Raw genomic sequence first — 23,879 nt, 5'->3', positions numbered from 1 at the left:
ATGATCACCAAGTACGACGTGACCAAGGCCACGGTGGCCCGGACCCTCAAGCTGCTTTGCCGACCGGTGATCACGGGCGTGGACCGGCTCCCCGAGACGGGGCCCGTCATCATCGCCTCCAACCACCTCACCTTCCTGGACTCGGTCATCATCTCCGCGTTCATGCCGCGCCGCGTGAAGTTCATCGCGAAGGCCGAGTACGTGAACAGCCCGGGGATCAAGGGCCGCCTGATGCGTCAGGCCTTCGAGTTCATCGACATCATCCCGGTGGCCCGCGGGCTGCAGAGCGAGTCCGTGGCCGCGCTGCAGCCGGCGGTCGAGCACCTGCAGCAGGGCCGGGTCTTCGGGATCTACCCGGAGGGCACCCGCTCCCGGGACGGCTACCTCTACCGGGGCCACTCCGGCGTCGCCTACCTCGCCCTGCTCACGGGCGCTCCCGTGGTGCCGGTTGGCATGATCGGCACCCAGCGGCTGCAGCCCCCGGGGGCCACGATGATCCGCCCCGCCAAGTTCGAGATGCACGCGGGGGAGCCCATCACCGTGCCCGCCGCCGGCATGCGCCAGACCGGTCGCATGCGCAAGGAGCTCGTGGCGCAGGTGATGGACACCATCGCCGGGCTCTCGGGCCAGCCCCGCAAGGACGTCTACAACGTGTCGCCGTCGGCGCAGAGGGACCTGGGGAATGGCTGATCCGGCAAGCTACAGGCCGGCACGACAGGACATCCCCACCAATCCGGGCGTCTACCGCTTCCGGGACGAGCACGGCCGCGTCATCTACGTGGGCAAGGCCAAGAACCTGCGCAACCGCCTGTCCTCGTACTTCGCGCCGCTGAACCAGCTCGCGCCCAAGACGCGGGCCATGGTGACCACGGCCGCCGCGGTGCAGTGGACCGTGGTGGGCTCCGAGTTCGAGTCCCTGCAGCTCGAGTACACGTGGATCAAGGAGTTCGCGCCGCGGTTCAACATCGCCTACCGGGACGACAAGTCCTACCCGTACCTGGCCGTGACGATGTCCGAGGACGTCCCGCGCGCCATGGTCACCCGGGGGGAGAAGAAGCCGGGCAACCGCTACTTCGGCCCCTACTCCCAGGCGTGGGCCATCCGCGACACCCTGGACGCGCTGCTGCGGGTGTTCCCCGTGCGCACGTGCACCAAGGGCGTGTTCCAGCGGGCCGAGCGCAGCGGCCGGCCGTGCCTGCTGGGCTACATCGACAAGTGCTCCGCACCCTGCGTGGGGGAGATCTCCCGGGAGGACCACCGGGAGCTCGCTGACGACCTCTGCCGGTTCATGGCCGGGCACGCCAAGCCGTACATCCGCGAGCTGACGCGCCAGATGAACGAGGCCGCCGAGCGCATGGACTTCGAGACGGCCGCGGCCCGGCGGGACGACGTCGCCGCCCTGGAGCGCGCGTTCGAGCGCAACACGGTGGTTCTGCCGGACAGCACGGACGCGGACTTCTTCGCGATCGCCGAGGACGAGCTCGAGGCCGCCGTGCAGGTGTTCTACGTGCGCGGCGGGCGCATCCGTGGCCAGCGCGGGTGGGTCACGGAGAAGGTCGAGGACGTGACGACCGCCGAGCTGATGACCAACCTGCTGCAGCAGGTCTACGGGGAGGCGCAGTCCGGGCTCGCGCAGCCCGCCCGGACCCGGCGCAGGAGTGCCGCCCAGGGCAGCGAGGACGTGGTGGGCCAGCACCGCAGGACCTCCGAGCTCGCCTACCGCCAGGACACCATCCCGCGCACCGTCTACGTGTCCGCGGAGCCGGACGAGACGGACGAGCTGCGCGGGTGGCTGAGCGAGCTGCGCGGCTCGCACGTGAGCATCCAGCGGCCCCAGCGGGGGGAGAAGGCGCAGCTGCTGGAGACCGTGGCGGAGAACGCCCGGCAGGCACTGGCGCTGCACAAGTCCCGCCGCGCGGGAGACCTCACCACCCGCTCCGCGTCGCTGCAGCAGCTGCAGGAGGCGCTCGGGCTGCCGGACGCGCTCATGCGCATCGAGTGCTACGACATCTCCCACGTCCAGGGCACCAATGTTGTCGCGTCCATGGTCGTGTTCGAGGACGGACTGCCCCGCAAGTCCGAGTACCGCAAGTTCTCGATCACCGGTGACGCCGCCCGGGACGACACCGCCTCCATGTACGACGTGATCCACCGCCGGTTCTCCCGCCACGTGGAGCAGCAGCGCCGCGCCGAGGAGAAGGGCGTGAGCACGGGGGAGGTCGAGGCGGACACGGAGGACGCGACGTCGCGCGCGTTCGCCTACCCGCCCAACCTCGTGATCGTGGACGGCGGCCCGCCCCAGGTGGCCGCCGCCCAGCAGGCACTGGGCGACCTCGGGGTCACGGACGTGCACGTGGTGGGCCTGGCCAAGCGCCTGGAGGAGGTCTGGGTCCCAGATGACGAGTTCCCCGTGATCCTGCCGCGCGCCTCCGAGGGACTGTTCCTGATGCAGCGGGTCCGGGACGAGGCCCACCGCTTTGCGATCACCTTCCACCGGCAGAAGCGCTCCAAGGCCATGACGGTCTCCGCCCTGGACGAGATCCCCGGGCTGGGCCCGGCCAAGCAGAAGGCGCTGCTCAAGCACTTCGGCTCGGTCAAGAAGCTGCGGGCGGCCTCCGCGGAGGAGATCCTCGAGGTCAACGGCTTCGGCCCCGCGCTGGCGGTGAAGGTCGCAGAGGCCCTGGGCAGCCGGGAGTCCGCCGTGCGCGAGCCCGTGATCGATACGGAGACCGGGGAGCTGCTCGGCTGACGTGAAACTGGTCTACCCTGGAGGGGAACCTTGCAGTCGGCAGATCAGGCGGTCCTTCACCCCATGAGCACCCCACCCCCGGATGCCGCACCCCCCGCGCTGGAGCCGGTGAAGCCCCCCACGTCGGAGCTGCTCATCGTCACCGGGATGTCGGGTGCGGGCCGGTCCACGGCCGCGAACGCGCTGGAGGACCTGGGCTGGTACGTGGTGGACAACCTGCCGCCGCAGATGCTCGGCACCCTCGCGGACCTGGCGTCCCGCACCCCGCAGACCCTGCCCAAGCTGGCCGTGGTGATCGACGTGCGCGGCAAGGCCCTGTTCAACGACATGAAGGAGACCCTGGCCGCGCTGGAGACCTCCGGCGTCGAGTTCTCGGTGCTCTACCTCGAGGCGTCGGACGAGGTGCTGGTCTCGCGCTACGAGCACCAGCGCCGGCCCCACCCCCTGCAGGGCGGAGGGCGGATCCTGGACGGGATCAGGGCCGAGCGGGAGCTGCTGAAGGACCTGCGCGAGACCGCGGACTCGGTGCTGGACACCTCCTCGTTCAACGTGCATGCCCTGACCCGGGCCGTGGCAGACATGTTCTCCACGAGCGGGCCCGTGGTGCTGCGCCTGACCGTGATGAGCTTCGGCTTCAAGTACGGGGTGCCCGCGGACGCCAACTTCGTGGCGGACGTGCGGTTCATCCCCAACCCGCACTGGGTCCCCGCCCTGCGCCCCCGCACGGGCAAGGACCCCGAGGTGCGGGACTACGTCTTCGGCAACGAGGGTGCCCAGACCTTCGTGGACCGCTTCGTGGCCATGCTCGAGCCGGTCTTCGCGGGCTACCGCACCGAGAGCAAGCACTACGCGACCATCGCCATCGGCTGCACGGGCGGCAAGCACCGCTCGGTCGCGATCACCGAGGAGGTCGCCCGGCGGCTCGGCAAGTCGCCGCGGGTGACCGTGAACATCCAGCACCGGGACATGGGCCGCGAGTAGTCCCGCCCCCTGACATGACGGATCCCATGAGCACATTTCCTTCGACGGGTGCGTTGCCCCGGCTGCCGCTGAGCAGCCGCCGCGACGTGGATCCCTACCACTCCCTGGACCCCTCCGCGAGGGATTCCCTCACGGACGCGGACTCCGTGGTCGCCCTGGGCGGCGGCCACGGTCTCTCCGCGAGCCTCTCCGCCCTGCGGCTTCTGGCGCCGGCGCTCACGGCGGTCGTCACGGTCGCGGACGACGGCGGCTCCTCCGGCCGGCTGCGCGACGACCTCGGCGTGCTGCCCCCCGGGGATCTCCGGATGGCACTGGCCGCCCTGTGCGACGACTCCCAGTGGGGCCGCACGTGGAGCGACGTCATGCAGCACCGCTTCAGCGTCAAGCAGCACCCGGACGAGGGGCTCGACAACCACGCCCTCGGCAACCTGCTCATCGTCACGCTGTGGGAGCTGCTCGGGGACCCTGTGGAGGGCCTGCGCTGGGCCGGTGCGCTGCTCGGTGCCCGCGGCCAGGTGCTGCCCATGAGCTGCGTGCCGCTCGTGATCGAGGGAGACGTCTCCCCGGGCAGCAGCCCGACGACGGCGTGCCCCCCGGAGAAGATCGTGCGCACCGTCACCGGCCAGTCCCGTCTGGCCAAGGAGGCGGACGTGTGCAACGTGCGGCTCAGCCCGGCGGACGCCCCGGCGTGCCCGGAGGCCGTCTCCGCGATCGAGGAGGCCGCGTGGGTGGTGCTCGGTCCCGGTTCGTGGCACACCTCGGTGCTGCCGCACCTGCTGCTGCCGGAACTGCGGGACGCGATCTGCGCGGCCCCGGCCAAGCGTCTCGTCACGCTCAACCTCTCGCGGGACTCCGAGACCCTCAGCATGGGCTCGGGGGACCAGCTGCGTGTGCTCCAGCGCTACGCGCCCGAGCTGCGCCTCGACGTCGTCCTCGCGGACCCCTCGGCGGCCGAGTCGCCCAAGGACGTCGAGGCCGCGGCCGCCCAGCTGGGGGCGGTGGTGCACTGGGACTCCCTGCGCGAGAAGAACGGCAGCTCCGCGCACAACCCCTTCAAACTGGCCGCCGCCTACCAGCAGATCATGAACGCGCGGGGCTGACGGCCCCGTACCCCTCCGTCCACCTAGCGTCAAGGAGATCGTCCGTCATGGCATTGACCGCCTCGGTCAAGGAAGAACTCGCCCATCTGCAGGTCCGCAAGTCGGCCGTGCGCGCCGCGGAGCTCTCCGCCCTGCTGCGCTTCGCGGGTGGTCTGCACATTGTGGGCGGACGGATCGTTGTGGAGGCGGAGCTCGACACCGAGTCCGTGGCCCGGCGCACGGCCCGGACCGTGGGAGAGGTCTTCGGCCACGACTGCGAGCTCGGCGTGATCAGCGGCGGGGGGCTGCGCCGCGACCGCACCTGGGTGGTGCGGGTGGCCAGGGACGGTGAGGCCCTCGCCCGTCGCACGGGTCTGCTGGACGCCCACGGGCGCCCGGTGCGGGGACTGCCGCCCACGGTGGTCAACGGCAGCGTGGAGGAGTCCGCCGCGGTGATCCGCGGGGCGTTCCTGGCCCACGGCTCCCTCACGGAGCCGGGGCGGGCGGCCGCCATGGAGTTCACCTGCCCCGGACCGGAGGCGGCCCTCGCGCTCGTGGGCTCGGCCCGGCGTCTCGACGTGCTTGCCAAGGCGCGGCAGGTCCGCGGCGTGGACCGCGTCGTCGTGCGCGACGGCGACACCATCGCTGCGCTGCTCACCCGTCTGGGCGCCCACCGGGCCCTGCTGCAGTGGGAGGACCGCCGCATGCGCAAGGAGGTCAGGGCCACGGCGAACCGGCTCGCCAACTTCGACGACGCCAACCTGCGCCGTTCCGCGCAGGCCGCCGTCACCGCGGGCGCCAAGGTCGAGCGCGCGCTGGACATCCTGGGCGACGAGGCGCCGGAGCACCTGCGTGCCGCGGGTCGGCTGCGGGTGGCCAACAAGCAGGCGAGCCTGGACGAACTCGGCAGGCTCTCCGAGCCCCCGCTGACCAAGGACGCGATCGCCGGGCGCATCCGACGCCTGCTCGCCATGGCGGACCGCCGCGCGGAGGAGCTCGGCGTGGCCACGACCTCCGAGTTCGCGGCCCACGCGAGTGCCGAGCACGCCGAGCAGACGGACCCGGCCCGGTCCGACGCCTGACCGGTTGCCGCTCGGCGAGTCCCACGCCTTGTGGGTTTGTGTGGGCTCAGGTGAACGGGACGTGAAAACTCGGCCGTGCCACTGTCGCCGCGGCCCGGATCCCGGTAGAATGGAGCCGGAAGACCAGGCGGGACCGTCCGATGGACGGCCGCCGGGGTGTGGGAATGAGACCGATTGGTTTCGATCCAACATCACGGTTGCGCGGTCACGACGACCGCGGCCCGCCGCACCACGACACAGAGGAGATCGCAGTGACAGTCAAGGTTGGCATCAACGGTTTCGGGCGCATCGGCCGCAACTTCGCGCGGGCGCTGTACACCCACCACGGCCACGACATCGAGCTGGTCGCGGTGAACGACCTCACCGATCCCGAGACGCTCAAGCACCTCTTCGAGTTCGACTCCGTGATGGGCCGTCTCGGCGCGGACGTCTCCCTGGACGGGGACGTCATGTCGGTGGATGGCCACAAGGTCAAGTTCCTGGCCGAGCCGGACCCCTCCAAGCTCCCCTGGGGCGAGCTCGGCGTGGACATCGTGATCGAGTCCACCGGCCGCTTCACCACCGGTCCCAAGGCCAAGGCGCACCTGGATGCGGGTGCCAAGAAGGTCGTCCTCTCCGCCCCGGGCAAGGAGGTCGACGGCACGTTCGTCTACGGCGTGAACCAGGAGTCCTACGACCCCGAGACCATGAACATCGTCTCGGCCGCCTCCTGCACCACCAACTGCCTCGCGCCGCTGGCCAAGGTCCTCAACGACGAGTTCGGCATCGAGCGCGGCCTGATGACCACCATCCACGCCTACACGGGTGACCAGCGCCTGCACGACGCCCCCCACAAGGACCTGCGCCGTGCCCGCGCGGCCGCGCTGAACCTCATTCCCACGACCACCGGTGCCGCAGCCGCCGTGGGCCTCGTGCTCCCGGAGCTCAAGGGCAAGCTGGACGGCTTCGCCGTCCGCGTGCCGGTCCCCACGGGCTCGCTCGTGGACCTCACCGTGGACGTGCGCGAGGACGTCACGGTCGAGGCCGTGAACGCCGCCGTGAAGAAGGCCGCGGAGGGCCCCTTCAAGGGCATCATCGAGTACTCGGAGGAGGCGCTGGTCTCCAAGGACATCGAGGGCTACGACGTCTCCACGGTGTTCGACGCGCCGCTGACCAAGGTCATCGACAACGAGGTCAAGGTCATCGCCTGGTACGACAACGAGTGGGGCTACACCATCCGTCTGGTGGACTTCGTCTCGTACGTGGCCGATAAGCTCTGAGTCAGACCGTTCAGTGGCGCCGGTGCCCCGAGGGTGCCGGCGCCACTGTCGTCAGATCGTGATCACCCCAGGGAAAGGATGACGGACATGGCCAAGTCGCTCGACGACCTCATTGCCGAGGGGGTCTCGGGGCGCCGAGTCCTCGTGCGCTCGGACCTCAACGTTCCGCTCGACGGCTCCACGGTGACGGACGACGGGCGCGTGCGCGCGTCCCTGCCCGTCCTCAGCAAGCTCGCGAAGGCCGGTGCGCGCGTCATCGTCATGGCGCACCTGGGCCGGCCCAAGGGCACTGTGGACCCGAAGTACTCCATCAAGCCCGCCGCGGATCGGCTGGCCGAGCTCGCCGAGGCTCCCGTCGTCGTCGCCACTGACGTGGTGGGCGAGGACGCGAAGGCCAAGGCGGACGCGCTCGAGGACGGCCAGATCCTGGTGCTCGAGAACGTCCGCTACGACCCCCGCGAGACCTCCAAGGACGACGCCGAACGGCAGCAGTTCGCCAAGGAGCTCGCCGCGCTCACCGGTGAGAACGGCGCATACGTGGACGACGCGTTCGGCGCCGTGCACCGCAAGCACGCCTCCGTGTACGACATCGCCCACGAGCTGCCGAGCTACCTGGGTGATCTGGTGAAGACGGAAGTGGAGGTGCTGAGCAAGGTCATCTCGGACCCAGAGCGCCCGTTCGTGGTGGTCATGGGCGGTTCCAAGGTCTCCGACAAGCTCGCTGTGATCGACAACCTGATCGGCAAGGCGGACTCGTTGCTGATCGGCGGCGGCATGGTCTTCACCTTCCTCGCCGCGCAGGGTCACGCCGTGGGCTCGTCACTGCTGGAGAAGGACCAGATCGACACCGTCAAGGGTTACCTGGACCGGGCGGAGGCGGCCGGCACAGAGATCGTGCTGCCCGTGGACGTCGTCTACGCCGCGAACTTCTCGGAGGACGCTGAGCACGAGGTGCGCCCCGTGGCGGACATCGAGGGCGGCTCCATCGGCGACTCCGGCCTGGGCCTGGACATCGGGCCCGAGTCCGCAAAGATCTTCGCGGAGAAGATCGCCGCGGCGAAGACTGTGTTCTGGAACGGCCCGGTGGGCGTGTTCGAGTTGGCCCCGTTCGCCAACGGCACCAAGGCCGTGGCGCAGGCGCTGGCCACGTCCGACGCCATGAGCGTGATCGGCGGCGGCGACTCCGCCTCTGCCGTGCGCAACCTGGGCTACCGGGACGAGCAGTTCGGCCACATCTCCACAGGCGGCGGCGCCTCCCTGGAATTCATCGAGGGCAAGCAGCTTCCGGGCGTGGTGGCCCTCGGCGCGTGAGCGCCCCACAAAGCACCAGCCATCCGAGCGAAGGAGTCTCAGCATGACCACGCAGACCAACGGAGTTTTCGACCGGACGCCCGTGATCGCGGGCAACTGGAAGATGAACATGGACCACACGCAGGGCATCGCGCTGGTCCAGAAGCTCGCGTGGACGCTCAAGGACGCCAAGCACGACTACTCCCGTGCGGAGGTGGTGGTCTTCCCGCCGTTCACGGACCTGCGATCGGTGCAGTCCCTGGTGGAGGGGGACGGCCTGCAGATCAAGTACGGGGCACAGGACCTCTCCGACCAGGACAAGGGGGCCTACACGGGCGACGTCTCCGGTGAGTTCCTCGCCAAGCTCGGCTGCAGCTACGTACTGGTGGGCCACTCCGAGCGACGCCTCATCCACCACGAGACGAACGAGCAGTGCCGGGACAAGATCCGTGCCGCGATCCGACACGGCCTCACCCCCATGCTGTGCGTGGGGGAGGGGCTCGAGGAGCGCCAGGCCGGGCGTCACGTGGAGTACACGCTTGAGCAGCTGCGCGGCAGCCTCGCGGAGCTGACCGCCGGCGAACTCGAAGGCCTCGTGGTGGCCTACGAGCCCGTGTGGGCCATTGGCACCGGTGAGGTCGCCGGCCCCGAGGACGCGCAGGAGATGGCGAAGGCCGTGCGTGCGGAGCTCGAGAGCCTCTACGGCGCGGAGTTCGCGCGCGCCACCCGTGTGCTCTACGGCGGCTCGGTGAAGTCCTCGAACGTGGCCTCCATCATGGCGGGTCCGGACGTGGACGGTGCCCTCGTGGGCGGTGCCAGCCTCGATGCGGAGGAGTTTGCTAAGATTGCACGGTTCGAGCAGCACCTGGTCACCGACCAGTGATCTCGCGCCGGCTCTCGGCCGGCGCGCTGCTCACCCCCAGTTCTATGTGAATCGAGGCAATTCGTGGAGATCCTCCTGATCGCCCTCCAGGTGGTCATCGTGGTCACGAGCATCCTGTGCATCATGTTCGTCCTGCTCAACAAGGGCAAGGGCGGCGGTCTGTCGGACATGTTCGGCGGCGGGATGACCCAGTCCTTGAACACCTCCGGTGCCGCGCAGAAGAACGTCGTGCGCATCACCACCGTGCTGGCGATCATCTGGGTGCTGGCCATCGTGGGCTACGCACTGGTCCTCCGGTTCAACCCGGTGGCCTGAGCAGGCGCTCCACGGCGGCCACCACGCGGTGCCGCCTCACTGCAGGCAGGTACTGACACAGCCACTGGCCAGAACGAAAGCAGCCACTGGCACAGAGCGAAGGCCCGGACCGTCACGGTCCGGGCCTTCGTCGTGCCCGAGATAGAGTCTCGTGCTCAGTCCTCGGACTGCGCGGGCGATCCCTCCGGGTCCTGCGGAACTCCCGGCAGGGCGTCCTCGGTGACGAGCCACAAAGTCTCGTGCGTGCCGCGGACCGCGCTGCCCGGCGCCTCCACCGACGTGACATCCGCGCGGCGGATGCTCGCCAGGGCGTCCGCCTTGGGGGCACCGGAGACGAGCAGCCACACCTTCTGCGCCGAGTTGATCGCCGGCAGGGACATCGTGACGCGCTCGGGTGGGGGCTTGGGGGAGTCGGCGACGGCGAACACGGTCGCGTCCGTGCGCAGCACGTCCTCCCGTCCCGGGAACAGGGACGCCACGTGCGTGTCGGGGCCCAGGCTCAGGAGGGCGACGTCCACGTGCGGCAGGTCCCCGGCGGAGCCCTCGGCCTCTGCTGCCGCGGCAAGCTCCTCGCGGTAGTCGCGCGCGGCGTCGTCTGCCGTGTCGATCTCGTCGGAACCGGCCACGGGGTGCACGCGGTCCCAGTCCAGCTCGAGGGACTCGTCCCACGCGTCCGCGGCCTGGACCCCGTTGCGCTCGGGGTCCGCGCCGGGGAGGAAGCGCTCGTCGGACCACCACACGTTGACGCGCGACCAGTCGATCAGTGCGGCGTCCGGGCTCGCGGCGACCTCTCCGATCACCCGCGTGCCCATGCTGCCGCCGGTGAGAAGCACCGTGGCCTCGCCGCGCTCGTCCTGGGCGGCCTCCAGGACCTCCAGGAGCCGGGCGGCGGTGTCCCGCGCGAGGCTGTCCTCGCCGTCGTGGGGGACGAGCCGCGGCTGGGGCGAGTCGGCGCCGCTCACGAGCGGTCCTCCGCGCCGTTCTCCGCGGAGGCCTCGGTCACGGTCTCCTCGACGACGGCGTCCTCGGCCACGGCCTCGGCGCCCGCCTCCTGCTCTGACTCCGCCGCGGTGCAGACCTCCGCGGCGTCGATGCCGGCGCGGATGACGTCCCCGTAGACCTCGTCCGCGTCGAGCCGGCGCAGCTCCTCCGCGAGGCAGGTCTTCAGGTCCCGCACAGGCATGGCAATCTGCTGGTCCGGCTGGCCCGGCTGGGAGAGCACGGCAACCGTGCGGCCGGGCCGGTTGATCTCCACGGCACCCTGGTCCGTCAGCAGGGCGACCCGGTTCAGCGCACGGCCGGAACCGTCCGTGCGAACGCTGACCTTCGCGCCGAGGCGCTGGGAGAGCCACACGCCCAGCAGCAGCATGGACGGGGCCACGCCCTTGCCCTCCAGGACGATCTCGCGGACGTCCACGGGGCCCACCTGGTCGAGGACCGCCGCGAGCTGGACGCGCCAGTTCGTGATGCGCGTCCATGCGAGGTCCGTGTCACCGGGGGTGTACTGCCGCGCGAGCTGCGTGAGGGAGGCGAACGGCTCGTCCGCGCGGGAGGAGTCCGTGATGCGCCGGTGCGCGATGCTGCCGATCGAGCTCTCGCTGGGGTTCTGCGGGAAGTCGTGCGGCCACCACGCCACGATGGGGGCGTCCGGCAGCAGCAGCGCGGAGACGAGGGTCTCCGTGGGCTCGGCGAGGTCGCCGTAGCCGTGCATGAGGATGACCTCCGACGCGCCGGCGTCACCGCCCACGCGCAGCTGCGCGTCCATGCGGGTCTCGTCCGTGCGCGAGTGCGCCACGTGCACGATGATCCGGCAAGGATGCTCGTGGCTCGCGTAGTTCGCGGCCTCGACCGCCATCTCCGAGTGTCCCGCCTGGGCGAGGATCACCAGGGTGAGGACGCGCCCGAGAGTGACCACGCCGTTCTCGTCCCGCAGCTGGTTGAGCTTCTTCTCGATCTTCGCTGCGGTGGTGTTCTCCATCTGAACGATCACGGTCGCCTCCAGACCCGGCCGTCGCGGGCCATCAACTCGTGGGCCGACTCCGGGCCCCATGAACCGGGCGCGTACGGCTCGGGTTGCACTTGGTGCTCGGACCAGTAGTTCTCGAACGGGTCCAGGATCTTCCAGGACAGCTCCACCTCGGAGTGGTCCGGGAACAGGGGCGGCTCGCCCAGCAGGACGTCGAAGATCAGCCGCTCGTAGGCCTCCGGGCTGGACTCCGTGAACGCGTGGCCGTAGCCGAAGTCCATGGTCACGTCCCGGATCTCGGACTGGGTGCCGGGCACCTTGGAGCCGAAGCGGATGGTCACGCCCTCGTCCGGCTGGATGCGGATCACGATGGCGTTCTGGCCGAAATCCTCGTTGTCCGTGTCCCGGAAGAGCAGGTTCGGGGACTTCTTGAACGCCACCGCGATCTCGGTGACGCGCCGGCCGAGCCGCTTGCCCGCGCGCAGGTAGAACGGCACGCCCGCCCAGCGGCGGTTGTTGATGTCCACGCGCAGGGCCGCGAAGGTCTCGGTGCGCGAGTCCGCGGGGATGTCCGACTCCTCGTGGAAGCCCTTGACGAACTCGCCGCCCTGCAGGCCGGAGGTGTACTGGCCCAGGGCCGAGTGCTCACCCAGGTCCGAGGGCAGCACCACGGACTCGAGAACCTTGGCCTTCTCCCGGCGCAGGTTGTGCGCGCTGAACGAGGCCGGCTCCTCCATGGTGGTGAACGCCAGCAGCTGCAGCAGGTGGTTCTGGATGACGTCACGGGCCGCGCCCACGCCGTCGTAGTAGCCGGCGCGGGAACCGATGCCGATCTCCTCGGCCATCGTGATCTGCACGTGGTCCACGTACCGGGCGTCCCACAGCGGCTCGAACATCTGGTTCGCGAAGCGCAGCGCCAGGATGTTCTGCACCGTCTCCTTGCCCAGGTAGTGGTCGATGCGGAACACGCTGTCCGGGCGGAAGACCCGCTCCACGATCGAGTTCAGCTCCCGGGCGGACTCGAGGTCGTGGCCGAACGGCTTCTCGATGACCACCCGCCGCCAGCCCTTGCTGTCCTGCGAGTCCGCGAGGTCGTGGTCCGCGAGCTGCTGGCACACCACCTCGAACGTCTTGGGCGGGATGGACAGGTAGAACGCGTGGTTGCCGCGCGTGCCGCGGTCGCGGTCGAGCTCGTCGAGCGTCTGGGCGAGACGGACGTAGGCGTCGTCGTCGTCGAACTCGCCGTGCACGAACCGCAGCCCCGAGGCGAACTGGTTCCACAGGTCCTCGTTGTAGGGCGTGCGAGCGTGCTCGGCGACGTGCTCCTTGACGTACTCCGCGAACTGGGCGTCGTCCCAGTCCCGCCGGCCGAACCCCACGAGGGAGAAGGCCGGAGGGAGCAGGCTGCGGTTGGCGAGGTCGTACATGGCCGGCAGCAGCTTCTTCTTCGCGAGGTCGCCGGTGACGCCGAAGAGGACGAGGGCCGACGGCGCCGCGACGCGTGTCAGACGCCGGTCGCGTGGATCACGCAGGGGGTTGTGTTGGGTGTTCTCAGGCACAGGCTCGCCGTCCGTTCGCGGGTTGTCGGGTGGGGATCACAGCTCGGACGCCGCGCGCAGCAGCTGGGCCACCCCGGCCTCCCGGTCCAGCAGCCGCAGCCGCAGGACAGGGCGGTGGTGCTCGGCGAGCACGGTGGCGTCCCCGTCCGCCTGCGCGCTGATGAGCTCGCCGAAGGTGAAGGGGATGCCGGGGATGTCCACGTCCGTGTCCGTGGCCGCAGTGATCTGCACGTAGACACCCTGGGCGGGACCGCCCTTGTGGTACTGGCCGGTGGAGTGCAGGAAACGCGGGCCCCACCCGAAGGTCACGGGACGCCCGGTGCGCCGCGCCAGCACGTCCCGCACGGACTCCAGCTCGGTCCAGCCGAGCCGGTCGAAGTACGCCTGGACGCTCACGTAGCCGTCCTCAGGCAGCTGCTCCAGAAGCGCCGAGAGGGCCGCGGGCACGGTGGTCGCACCGCGCAGCACGTCCTCGGCGCCGCGGATCTCGATCTCCCCGTCCGTGGCGGCCGCGGGTGAGGGCTCGGGCTTGGAGGCCAGAAGCTCGCGTGTTGCCGCCTTGGCGGACTCGACGTCCGGCTGGTTGAACGGGTCGATGCCCAGCAGGTGGCCCGCCACCGCGATCGCGACCTCGAAGGCCATCATGAGGCCGCTCAGCGAACCGGCCACGCGCACCCCCTCGGACTGCTCGGGGTCCACGTCCTCCTCAGCCACGAGCGAGACGACCAGCACGTCCGACGCGCCGGAGGTCAGCTCGGGGGCGCCGTCGTGCACGACCACGGGCAGCACGCCCGTGCCGGACTTGCCGGTGGACTCGGCGATCAGCTGCTCCGCCCAGTCCGCGAAGCCCACGAACGGCGCGCCCTGGTTCACGAGCACGATCTTGTCGCGCAGCGGTGAGGTACCGCCCAGGGCGGCACCGAGCTGCAGGCCGATGTTGTTCTCGTCGTCCTCGCGCAGCATCTCGACGGCCTCCTCGGCGTCGTCGAGCAGCGCCGCGACGTCCACGCCGGCGAGTCCGGAGGGCACGAGTCCGAACGCCGTGAGCGCGGAGAAGCGCCCGCCCACGTTCGGGTCCGCGTTGAAGGTCTTGCGGTAGCCCGCCTCACGCGAGGCCGAGTCCATGGGGGAGCCCGGGTCCGTGACCACCACGATCCGCGAAGGGGCGTCCACCCCGGCGCGCTGGAAAGCGTCGATGAACACTCGGCGCGCGGAGTCCGTCTCCACCGTGGAGCCGGACTTGGAGGAGACGATCAGCGCGGTGTGCTCGAGGTCCTCGAGCGCCTTGGTGACCATCTCGGGGTCGGTGGAGTCCAGCACGAACAGCTCCACGCCGGCGCTGCGGGTGATCACCTCGGGAGCCAGGGAGGAACCGCCCATGCCCGCGAGCACGAAACGCGTGACACCTTCGCGGGCGAAGTCGTCCCGCAACTCCTCGATCTCCGGTACGAGCGGACGGGAGACGCTCACGGCGTCCGTCCACCCGAGGCGGACTGCCGCCTCCTGCTCCGCGGCGGCGCCCCAGAGGGCGGGGTCCTGGGCGAAAAGCTTGGACGCGAAATTCTCGGCGACCAGGCGGGGGACGTTCGTGTCGATCGCCTCTCGCGCGGCACCGGCGGCCTGCAATGACAGTGAGCTCACGGGGAGCCTCCTCAAACGTGGTGGGTGGGCGGTGCGGCGGCTGGGCCGCACCGCCCGGAAGTGGTGCTGCAACGGGACCGCCACCCGCGGTCGTGGGGCACCGGGTGCTCCTGCACAGCCGCGGGCGGCGAGACGAGGTCAGCTCGCGGCGTCGAGCGCCGTGCGCACGGTCTCGAGCAGCTCCTCCCAGGACTTGTCGAACTTCTCGAGGCCCTCGGTCTCGAGCAGCTCCACGACCTCCCGGTAGGACACGCCCTGACGGGCAACCGCGTCGAGGACCTCGGCGGACTCCTCGTAGGTGCCGCTCACGGTGTCACCTGTGACGTCCGCGTGGTCGTACGTGGCGTCCAGCGTCTTCTCCGGCATGGTGTTCACGGTGTTGGGGGCCACCAGCTCGGTCACGTAGAGGGTGTCCGGCAGGTTGGGGTCCTTCACACCGGTGGAGGCCCACAGCGGACGCTGCGGGTTGGCGCCGGCGGAGGCAAGACGCTTCCAGCGCTCGGTCTGGAGCGACTGCTCGTAGACCTGGTAGGCGAGACGCGCGTTGGCCAGGCCGGCCTTGCCCTTGAGGGACACGGCCTCCGCGGAACCGACGGCGTCCAGGCGCTTGTCGACCTCGGTGTCCACGCGGGAAACGAAGAAGGACGCCACGGAGTGGATCGTGGAGAGGTCCTTGCCGTTCTCCAGCGCACGCTCGAGACCCTCCATGTAGGCGTTGATGACGCCGCGGTAACGCTCGAGCGAGAAGATCAGCGTGACGTTCACGGAGATGCCCTCCGCGATCGTGGCCGCGATCGAGGGCAGGCCCTTCTCGGTCGCGGGGATCTTGATCAGCGCGTTCGGGCGGTCGATTGTCTGGGAGAGCTTCTGCGCCATCGAGGCAGTGGCGTCGGCGTCCTGCGCCAGGCGGGGGTCCACCTCGATGGACACGCGCCCGTCCACACCCTGCGTGGCCTCCGCCACGGGGGCGAAGAGGTCGCACGCCTCACGGACGTCGTCCGTGGTGATGCGGAACACGGCGTCGTCGACCGAGACCCCTTCGGCGGCGAGCGCCGCGACCTGCTCGCGGTATGACTCGCCGTTGGCGAGCGCCGCGGCGAAGATCGTGGGGTTGGTCGTCACGCCGACGACGTTCTTGGTGTCGATGAGCTCCTGCAGGTTGCCGCTGGTGAGGCGCTGGCGGGAGAGGTCGTCGAGCCAGATGGAGACGCCGGCGTCGGAGAGCTTCTGGGTGGGGGTGGTCATGTTCTCTGTCCTCGATTCGTGAAAGAAGAGCATCTGGGGTGTGGTGGGCGGGGCCGGAGCCCCGCCCACGACTGCTGCTGTGCTGAGCTGCGGGGTCACCTCGCGGCGGCGATGGACTCCTCGGCTGCCTGTGCCACGGCCTCGGACGTGATGCCGAACTCGCGGTAGAGCGTCTGGTAGTCGGCGGACTCGCCGAAGTGCTCCAAGGACACGGCGCGGCCGGCGTCGCCGAGCAGGTCGTTCCACGACATGCGGATCCCAGCTTCAACGCTCACGCGGGCCTTGACGGCCTTCGGGATGACCGATTCGCGGTACTGCTCGTCCTGTGAGTCGAACCACTCGCGGCAGGGCATGGAGACCACGCGGGCCGCAACGCCCTTCGCCGCGAGCTGCTCCCGGGCCTCGAGGGCCAGCTGGACCTCAGAACCCGTGCCGATAAGCACCACGTCAGGGGTGCCCTCGGTGTCCGCGAGCACGTAGCCGCCGCGGGCCACGCCCTCGGCGGAGGCGAACTTCTCACCGTCGTACTCCGGGTGCAGATCCTCACGGGGAACCGTGGGCAGATCCTGGCGCGTCAGCGCCAGCCCTGCCGGGTGCTCGTGGTTCTCGAGAATCGTGCGCCAGGCCACGGCGGTCTCGTTGGCGTCCGCGGGCCGGACGACGTCGAGCCCCGGGATCGCACGCAGCGCCGAGAGCTGCTCCACGGGCTGGTGCGTGGGGCCGTCCTCGCCGAGGCCGATCGAGTCGTGGGTCCACACGTAGATGGACGGCACCTTCATGAGCGCACCCAGGCGCACCGCCGGACGCTGGTAGTCCGAGAAGATGAGGAACGTGCCCGAGAAGGCCCGGGTCTGGCTGCTCATCACGATGCCGTTGACGATCGCCGCTGCCGCGTGCTCACGGATGCCGAAGTGCAGCACCCGGCCGTACGGGGAGCCCTTCCACTTGGCCGTGGAGCGGCTCTGCGGAATGAAGGAGTCCGCACCCTCGATCGTGGTGTTGTTGGAGCCCGCGAGGTCCGCGGAGCCCCCCCACAGCTCGGGGAAGGTCCCGGCGATGGCGTTGATGACCTCGCCGGAGGCCTTGCGGGAGGCCACGGCCTTGCCCGCGGGGAAGGTGGGGAACGCGGCCGCGTAGTTCTCGGGCAGCTCCTCGTTCTTGATCCGGTCGTAGAGCTCGGCCTTCTCCGGGTTGGCCTCGCGCCACGCCTGGAAGGACTTCTCCCACTCGGCGCGCTCCTGCTTGCCCCGCTCGGCCACCTCGCGCACGTGCGCGAGGATCTCCGGCTCAATCTGGAAGGACTTCTCGGGGTCGAAGCCCAGAATCTTCTTGGTTGCCGCGACCTCCTCCGCGCCCAGGGCGGAGCCGTGCACGCCGCCGGTGTTCTGCTTGGTGGGGGAGGGCCAGCCGATGATCGTGCTCAGGGCGATGATCGAGGGCTTGTCCTTGACTTTGGTGGCCGCCACCACGGCGTCGTACAGGGCCTCGACGTCCTCCTTGTACTCACCGCCGTTGCGCCAGTCCACGCGAGCGGTGTCCCAGCCGTACGCGGCGTAGCGCGCCAGGACGTCCTCGTTGAACGCCACGTTGGTGTCGTCCTCGATCGAGATCTTGTTGTCGTCGTAGATCACCACGAGGTTGCCGAGCTGCTGGGTCCCGGCCAGGGAGGACGCCTCGGAGGTGATGCCCTCCTCGAGGTCTCCGTCGGAGGCGATCACGAAGATGTTGTGGTCGAACGGCGACTCACCGGCGGGGGCGTCTGCGTCGAAGAGACCGCGGGTGTAGCGCTGCGCGTAGCCGAAGCCCACGGAGGAGGCCAGGCCCTGGCCCAGCGGACCGGTGGTGATCTCCACGCCTGTGGTGTGGCGGTACTCCGGGTGGCCCGGAACCTTGGAGCCCCACGTGCGCAGCGACTCGAGGTCCTCCATCTCCAGGCCGTAGCCGGAGAAGAACAGCTGCAGGTACAGGGTGAGGGAGGTGTGCCCGGGGGAGAGGATGAAGCGGTCGCGCCCGGTCCAGCGGTCGTCCGAGGGATCGTGCCGCATCACCTTCTGGAAGAGCATGTACGCCACGGGGGCCAGGGACATGGCGGTGCCCGGGTGGCCGTTGCCGACCTTCTGCACGGCATCGGCGGCGAGGACACGGGCGGTGTCCACCGCGCGGGCGTCCTGCTCGGTCCAGTTCAACGGTTGATCAAGGTTCGGCACGGTGGCGAGCCCCTTTCGTGGGAGTGGATGGTGCGCGGCGCTGCCCGGTCCCGTTCCGTGGCCACGGTGGTCCGGCCGCAACGCCTGTTCCGCGCTCAACCTTAGTCCGGCGGGACCGCGAGCGTCAGGGACGTGGCCCCGGGTGATCGCTCACGGCTCACCGTGGGCCTCGTCACCGCGCCCCTGAGCGGCGCAGGCGGCTATACTGGCGACCGGGTGTCGGTGCGAGCCCGTCTCGCCCCGCCCGTTCAACGCCGCCCCCGGGCCGGCCACCAACGTTCTTTGGAGCATCGATTCCGTGAATCACCTCGACACCGCGACGCACCCGGACTCCTCGGGATCCCCCGCGTCGCACGGCCACGGAGCCACCGGGAGTCGCATCTCGGAGGTCGCGCCCGTCGGGTACGAGGGCCCCATGACGGCCGGTCGCAAGATCAAGGCCTACGTGGCACTGACGAAGCCCCGGATCATCGAGCTGCTGCTGGTGGCCACCATCCCCACCATGTTCTTCGCCCAGCAGGGTGTGCCGAACCTGCGGCTCGTGCTCAACACCCTTGTGGGCGGCACACTCGCGGCCGGGGCCGCAGGCGCGTTCAACTGCTACATCGACCGCAACGAGGACCGGCTCATGCGCCGCACGGCCAAGCGGCCGCTCGTGACGGGTGAGGTCAGCGACCGCGAGGCCCTCGTTTTCGCCTGGGTGCTCTCCGCCGTGGCCGTGGCCTGGCTGACTCTGGGCGTGAGCGTGCTGTGCGGCGTGCTCGGTGTGGTGGCGATCGCCCTGTACGCGGTGTTCTACTCGATCGTCCTCAAGCGCCGCACCGCCCAGAACATCGTCTGGGGCGGCATCGCGGGGTGCATGCCCGTGCTGATCGGGTGGGCGGCGGTGCGCGGCACCCTCGAGTGGCCGGCTCTGGTGCTCTTCGCGTTCATCTTCCTGTGGACGCCCCCTCACTACTGGCCGCTGTCCATGAAGTACGCGGAGGACTACTCCCGTGCGGGCGTCCCCATGCTCGGCGCCGTGGACACCGCGCGCACCGTCGGCGCCCAGGTGGTCCTCTACGCGTGGGCCACCGTGATCTGCTCGCTACTGCTCATCCCCGTGGGCGGGGCAGGCTGGGTGTACGGCATCATTGCGCTGGTCTCCGGGGGCTGGTTCACGTACCACTGCCACAAGCTCTACGGCCTGGCCACCGCGGGCAAGCCGACCCTGAAGCAGGCCATGTACGTCTTCCACGGCTCCATCGCCTACATCACGTTCGTGTTCGTGGGTGTGGCGCTGGACCCGTTCGTCGGCGGCCCCATCTTCTAGTCGCTGCGCGGACACCCTCGTGTCCGCAGAAGCCGCGCGGGCCACGGCTCAGACTACGGGTTGCACCCGCCGTAGGGCGCTCGCCCTGAACGGCCACGGTCGGATCATCCGACCGGTCGATGCCCGGTACCGGTAAGGCTCACCTAAACTTGTCCCATGCTCTCCATGACCTTCTCAGGCGTGACCGCCTATCCCGTGACCCCCCTGCACCCCGGCGGCGCCCTGGACCTCGACTCCCTGGAATGCACAGTGGCGCGGCTCGCGCACAGCGGCGTCTCCGGCATCGTCGTCCTCGGAACGTCCGGGCTCTTTGCCTACCTCGACGCGCAGGAGCGCGCCGACGTCGTGCGCACGGCCGTGAGGGCCGCCTCCGGCTCGGGTGTTCCGGTGGGGGTGGGTATCTCGGCCATCACCACGCGGGAGGTGCTTCAGCTCGCCTACTCCGCGGAGAACAACGGTGCGGACGGGCTCGTGCTGAGCCCCGTGAGCTACATTCCCCTGGTGTCGCAGGAGATCGCGGACCAGGTGGAAACGGTCGCCTCGGCCGTCTCGCTGCCGCTGTGCCTGTACAACAACCCCTCCACCACGGGTTTCACGTACCCGGTCGAGCTCGCGGCGGAGCTGTCCTGGCTGGACAACGTGGTCGCGTTCAAGGACACCGCCGCATCCGGCAGGCTCTTCCACTCGCGGCAGCTGCTCTTCGCCCAGCAGTCGGAGCCCGGCACCGTGCACGGTGCAAGTCGTGACCAGCTGATCGTGGACGAGCACCCGGATGCGGCGTGGCACAGCGGCATGGCGGCGCTGCTGGCTCCCGAGTTCGTTGCCTTCCACGAGGCAGTGACCCAGGGCAGGACCGAGGACGCCGCCGCGTGGAGCCGGGCCCTGCGGCCGCTGATGCAGCTGATGGGCCACGAACGCCCGCTGTCGGTGCTCTACGCCTTGGCGGAGGTCTGCGGTGTGCGCACGAGCGCCCCGCGCCGGCCCCTGCTGCCTATTCCGTCCCACAGCCGGGACGCCCTCGCCACGGCAGTGGTGCGCCTGCGAGAGACGGCGCCGTCGACGACGTCGCGCTGAGCGTGCGATGGCCCGTCACCGGGCCCGGGGGTGCCCCGGGTCGTTGACGGGCCACGCGAGTTCTGGGCCCCCGGGAACGGGACTCGCCAGAGCGGTCCTGCCCCGACGACGTCGCGCTGGGACGCCTGCGTCCCTGTGGCCCGGCCTGCAGCACGCAACCCGCCGCCGGCAACCGTGGCGCAGGACGCCGGACTCAGCCGATGGGCTGCACCGCGGCGTCGTCATTCTGCCCGAGGTCGACGGGTGCCGCGTGGGCGTGCTCGGGCTGGGCGAGGTACACGGAGAACGAGACCACGCGGGTGGCTCCCCAGATCACCACGGCGGAGAGCACCATGTGCAGCGCCACCGCGGGGACCGGCACCTGGTTGAAGTACTGGTAGTAGCCCACGAGGCCCTGGGCCACGATGATCGCGGCCATGATGAGGTAAGCGTTGCGCAGCACACGCGGAAGGCCCTTGACCACGCACAGCACGATCCCGGCCAGGACCGTGAAGGTCAGCAGGTACACGGGGACGGCGTGGGCGCGCGTGATGGCCACGGAGTCGAAGGCCAGGCGGGCGCTGGAGTCGTCCCCCGCGTGCACGCCGGTGCCCGTGACGAGGGTGCCCAGGTAGAGGATCACGGCGCTGAGCAGACCTGTGAGCGCACCCAGCACGAGCACCGCGGTGCGGGAGGAGTGCAGCTGGCCCGGACGCTGGTCGTGCGCCACGGCGGAGAGACCCTCACGTCGCGTGTTCAGCACGAGCAGCGTGGACAGCGAGATCATGGCCGCGGAGATGAGGTAGTGCACGCCCACCATCAGCGGGTGCAGGCCCACCAGCACGGTGATCCCGCCCACGATCGCCTGCAGCGGGATCCCGACGCCCAGGGCGAGGGCGAGCCAGAAGAGCTTGGGGTGGGTGCGGAACATCCGCATCACGGAGAGGAACATCAGCACCGCCACCACGGCCAGCACGAACGTGAGCAGACGGTTGCCGAACTCGATGATCCCGTGGATGCCCATCTCCTGGGTGTTCGTCCAGGAGTCGGGGGAGCAGCGCGGCCACGTGGGGCACCCCAGTCCGGATCCCGTGAGCCGCACGAGCCCGCCGGTGAGGATCAGCAGCGAGTTGGCCAGCAGCGAGGCGACGGCGAGTCGCCGCACCCACGGGGTCACGGTGCTGGGCCACCAGAAAGAGTCGGTGGCGGTACGGGCGGCGGCGTCAGACATGAGCGGTGCATCCAGGGGCAGTGGGAACGGGGACCCTCCCAGTGTAGCCAGCGCGGCCTGGAAACCCCCGGGGATCAGGGGTGGACTCAGGCGCGCCGAACGGTTCCCGGAGGGCCTGGAACCGGCCGGGACATCAGGTGCACCCCGTCGGTCAGACCCAGCGGAACCACTTGACGGTGGCGGCCCAGCTGAGGACCGCCCACACGCCCAGCACGAGCAGCGGCGCCAGGGTGGCCGGTGTTCCCAGGAAGCACTCGCGCACGAGCTCGCCCGCCGCCGAGGACGGCAGCAGCGCCACGAGCCAGGAGAGCCAGCCGGGCAGCGCGGTGAGCGGGAAGAGGACGCCGCCTCCCGCGGCCAGGGCCACCCACACCACGTTGAGGACGGCGAGGGTGGCCTCGGCCCGCAGCGTGCCGGCGATGAGCATGCCCAGTCCGGTGAAGGCAACAGCCACGAGGACGAGCAGGGGGATCGAACCCAGCACCGCGAGACCGGAGGGTCGCCACCCGAGCCACGCGGCGACGGCGGCGATCACGAGGTACTGCAGCACGAGCACGGCCAGGATGGCCAGAAGCTTGCCCGCGATGAGCCCGGACCGGCCGAGCGGGGTGGTGGAGAGGTAGCGCAGCACCCCGTAGCGCCGGTCGAAGCCGGTCTGGATGCCCTGCCCCGAGAACGCGCTGGAGATCACGCACAGCACGAGGATTCCCGGGACGGCCACGTCCACGCGGGAGGCTCCGTCCACCCGGAAGGGATCGAGGAGGTCCGTGAAGGTCAGCCCCACCAGCGCCATGACGGGCAGGATCACGAGCAGCAGCAGCTGCTCGCCGTTGCGGACCATGGTCATGGTCTCGAAGCGCGCCTGGGCCAGCACGCGCCGGGACAGTGACGCCGCACGCGGCCGGTCCGCGGCGGTGCTGGTCTCTGCGGAGTGCTCCGGAGCAGGGCCCGCGGGGGAGATGTGCTGCGTGCGGCTCACCGGGCATCACCGCCGGAGACTTCCAGGAACACGTCCTCGAGGGATCGGGGTTGCACGCTCAGCGCCTCCGGCAATCGGTCGTCCAGGGTGGCCCACTGCGTGATCTCGCGCACCCGGGCGCCGTCGAGGGGGCCGGTGAGGGTCACGGTGCGGTCCTTGACGCTCCAGGTCACGTCCGCGAACCGTGGCGTGCGCCAGGGCGGGTCCTCCCGCAACCGGTGCGCGTCCTGCGGGGAGACGGTCACACTCATCACGAGCGGCGCCTCCCGCTCGGCGCTCACGAGTTCGGACACCGTTCCCTGCACGGCCACGGTCCCGCGGTTGACGATGTAGACGTAGTCGGCCAGGCGGGCGGCGTCGTCCATGAGGTGGGTGGTGAGGATGATGCACACGCCGGAGTCGCGCAGCTGCTGCACGAGGTCGAAGACGATGTTGCGCGAGCGCGGGTCGAGCCCCGCGGAGGGCTCGTCCAGGAACAGCACGTCCGGGCGGCCCACGAGCGCGGCGGCCAGCGCCACGCGCTGCTTCTGCCCCCCGGAGAGCCGCCGGATGCCGGTGCCGAGGAACGAGCCGATGCCCAGCCGCTCCACGAGCTCGTCCAGGGGCACGGGGTCCGCGTAGAGCCGGCTCACGTGCCGCAGCAGCTCTCCCGGGCGCACGGACTGGGGCAGCCCGCCGTCCTGGAGCATGACGCCCACGCGGGCGCGCAGCTGGGCGGAGGCCTGCCAGGGGTCCTCGCCGAGCAGCCGGACGCTGCCGGAGGTGGGCCGCTGCAGTCCCTGGGCGCACTGCAGGGTGGTCGTCTTGCCGGCGCCGTTGGCCCCGAGCAGGGCGGTGATCCTGCCCTGGTGCGCCGCCATGCTCAGTCCGCGCACAGCTTGGACGGGCTCTCCACGGCCCTCGAAGGTCTTCACGAGACCGTCCACCTGCAGGGCCACGGGAGCGGGGTGGGCGGTCTGGTCCGGGTTGGCGGGAGCTGGGTGGGGCGGGGTCTGCACCCGGTCAGTCTAGAACCTCGGCCGGACCCGCGGGAGCACCGACAGCTCCG

20 protein-coding genes are annotated in these 23,879 nt (G+C 70.3%); 11 read left to right on the top strand and 9 right to left on the bottom strand.

The genetic code is table 11. From position 1 onward, the window contains the following. The 9 genes from D8M39_RS02005 (at position 1) to secG (ending at position 9,638) form a co-directional block, all read left to right on the top strand. On the top strand, positions 1–690 hold the full coding sequence (locus D8M39_RS02005) for a 1-acyl-sn-glycerol-3-phosphate acyltransferase (RefSeq protein ID WP_055084727.1): 690 nt from the start codon (positions 1–3) through the stop codon (positions 688–690). Further along, a complete protein-coding gene (gene uvrC / locus D8M39_RS02000; RefSeq protein ID WP_055084725.1) occupies positions 683–2,749 on the top strand; it encodes an excinuclease ABC subunit UvrC in 2,067 nt (688 codons plus the stop codon). The genes D8M39_RS02005 and uvrC overlap by 8 nt, the downstream gene beginning before the upstream one ends. A gap of 63 nt (positions 2,750–2,812) precedes the next feature. Next, positions 2,813–3,730 (top strand): RNase adapter RapZ, encoded by a 918-nt coding sequence (gene rapZ / locus D8M39_RS01995; RefSeq protein WP_094394039.1) that lies wholly within the window; start codon positions 2,813–2,815, stop codon positions 3,728–3,730. A gap of 26 nt (positions 3,731–3,756) precedes the next feature. Next, positions 3,757–4,830 carry a uridine diphosphate-N-acetylglucosamine-binding protein YvcK gene (gene yvcK / locus D8M39_RS01990; protein ID WP_055082264.1) on the top strand — a complete coding sequence of 358 codons (1,074 nt, stop codon included), beginning with the start codon at positions 3,757–3,759 and terminating at the stop codon, positions 4,828–4,830. Positions 4,831–4,877: 47 nt separating this feature from the next. Beyond that, a complete protein-coding gene (whiA, locus tag D8M39_RS01985; RefSeq protein ID WP_126874274.1) occupies positions 4,878–5,891 on the top strand; it encodes a DNA-binding protein WhiA in 1,014 nt (337 codons plus the stop codon). A 251-nt stretch (positions 5,892–6,142) separates the two neighbouring features. Further along, complete coding sequence (gene gap, locus D8M39_RS01980; protein WP_094394037.1) at positions 6,143–7,150, top strand: type I glyceraldehyde-3-phosphate dehydrogenase; 1,008 nt, start codon at positions 6,143–6,145, stop codon at positions 7,148–7,150. Between the two features lie 87 nt (positions 7,151–7,237). Further along, positions 7,238–8,461, top strand: a complete 1,224-nt coding sequence (gene pgk, locus D8M39_RS01975) for a phosphoglycerate kinase (protein WP_126874273.1) — start codon at positions 7,238–7,240, stop codon at positions 8,459–8,461. 43 nt (positions 8,462–8,504) lie between these two features. Beyond that, positions 8,505–9,323, top strand: a complete 819-nt coding sequence (tpiA, locus tag D8M39_RS01970) for a triose-phosphate isomerase (RefSeq protein ID WP_094394033.1) — start codon at positions 8,505–8,507, stop codon at positions 9,321–9,323. A gap of 63 nt (positions 9,324–9,386) precedes the next feature. Next, the gene (gene secG, locus D8M39_RS01965; protein ID WP_055082256.1) at positions 9,387–9,638 is read left to right on the top strand and encodes a preprotein translocase subunit SecG; all 252 of its coding nucleotides are present in this window, start codon (positions 9,387–9,389) and stop codon (positions 9,636–9,638) included. Between the two features lie 155 nt (positions 9,639–9,793). On the opposite strand, the gene pgl is transcribed toward secG, so the two are convergent. From pgl to tkt, 6 genes are all read right to left on the bottom strand, one after another. Continuing rightward, positions 9,794–10,600, bottom strand: coding sequence for a 6-phosphogluconolactonase (gene pgl / locus D8M39_RS01960; RefSeq protein WP_055082254.1), 807 nt, complete (start codon positions 10,598–10,600; stop codon positions 9,794–9,796). Further along, positions 10,597–11,628 carry a glucose-6-phosphate dehydrogenase assembly protein OpcA gene (locus D8M39_RS01955; RefSeq protein WP_083482284.1) on the bottom strand — a complete coding sequence of 344 codons (1,032 nt, stop codon included), beginning with the start codon at positions 11,626–11,628 and terminating at the stop codon, positions 10,597–10,599. Before D8M39_RS01955 ends, pgl begins: the two co-directional genes overlap by 4 nt. Then, a complete protein-coding gene (zwf, locus tag D8M39_RS01950) occupies positions 11,625–13,163 on the bottom strand; it encodes a glucose-6-phosphate dehydrogenase (RefSeq protein ID WP_126874272.1) in 1,539 nt (512 codons plus the stop codon). Before zwf ends, D8M39_RS01955 begins: the two co-directional genes overlap by 4 nt. 36 nt (positions 13,164–13,199) lie before the next feature. Beyond that, entirely contained in the window at positions 13,200–14,804 is a 1,605-nt protein-coding gene (locus D8M39_RS01945; protein WP_126874271.1) for a glucose-6-phosphate isomerase, read from the bottom strand. A gap of 138 nt (positions 14,805–14,942) precedes the next feature. Next, positions 14,943–16,049: a transaldolase gene (gene tal, locus D8M39_RS01940; RefSeq protein ID WP_126874270.1), complete on the bottom strand. Its 1,107-nt coding sequence runs from the start codon at positions 16,047–16,049 to the stop codon at positions 14,943–14,945. Positions 16,050–16,144: 95 nt separating this feature from the next. Continuing rightward, complete coding sequence (gene tkt / locus D8M39_RS01935) at positions 16,145–18,256, bottom strand: transketolase (RefSeq protein ID WP_094394023.1); 2,112 nt, start codon at positions 18,254–18,256, stop codon at positions 16,145–16,147. Between the two features lie 415 nt (positions 18,257–18,671). On the opposite strand from tkt, the gene D8M39_RS01930 reads away from it, so the two are divergent. Continuing rightward, complete coding sequence (locus D8M39_RS01930; RefSeq protein ID WP_126874301.1) at positions 18,672–19,568, top strand: heme o synthase; 897 nt, start codon at positions 18,672–18,674, stop codon at positions 19,566–19,568. A gap of 156 nt (positions 19,569–19,724) precedes the next feature. Then, positions 19,725–20,642, top strand: coding sequence for a dihydrodipicolinate synthase family protein (locus D8M39_RS01925; RefSeq protein ID WP_094394021.1), 918 nt, complete (start codon positions 19,725–19,727; stop codon positions 20,640–20,642). Positions 20,643–20,835: 193 nt separating this feature from the next. Here D8M39_RS01925 and D8M39_RS01920 read toward each other — a convergent pair whose 3' ends face one another. The 3 genes from D8M39_RS01920 to D8M39_RS01910 form a co-directional block, all read right to left on the bottom strand. Continuing rightward, entirely contained in the window at positions 20,836–21,852 is a 1,017-nt protein-coding gene (locus D8M39_RS01920; RefSeq protein ID WP_055082242.1) for a heme A synthase, read from the bottom strand. 151 nt (positions 21,853–22,003) lie between these two features. Continuing rightward, positions 22,004–22,738 (bottom strand): ABC transporter permease, encoded by a 735-nt coding sequence (locus tag D8M39_RS01915; RefSeq protein WP_055082268.1) that lies wholly within the window; start codon positions 22,736–22,738, stop codon positions 22,004–22,006. A gap of 89 nt (positions 22,739–22,827) precedes the next feature. Further along, positions 22,828–23,829 (bottom strand): ABC transporter ATP-binding protein, encoded by a 1,002-nt coding sequence (locus D8M39_RS01910; protein WP_238693915.1) that lies wholly within the window; start codon positions 23,827–23,829, stop codon positions 22,828–22,830. Positions 23,830–23,879: the final 50 nt, after the last annotated feature.

The organism is Kocuria sp. HSID17590 (assembly GCF_003989485.1).
Classification (GTDB): Bacteria; Actinomycetota; Actinomycetes; order Actinomycetales; family Micrococcaceae; genus Kocuria; species Kocuria salsicia.
This window is presented reverse-complemented; position numbering and strand designations above follow the sequence as displayed.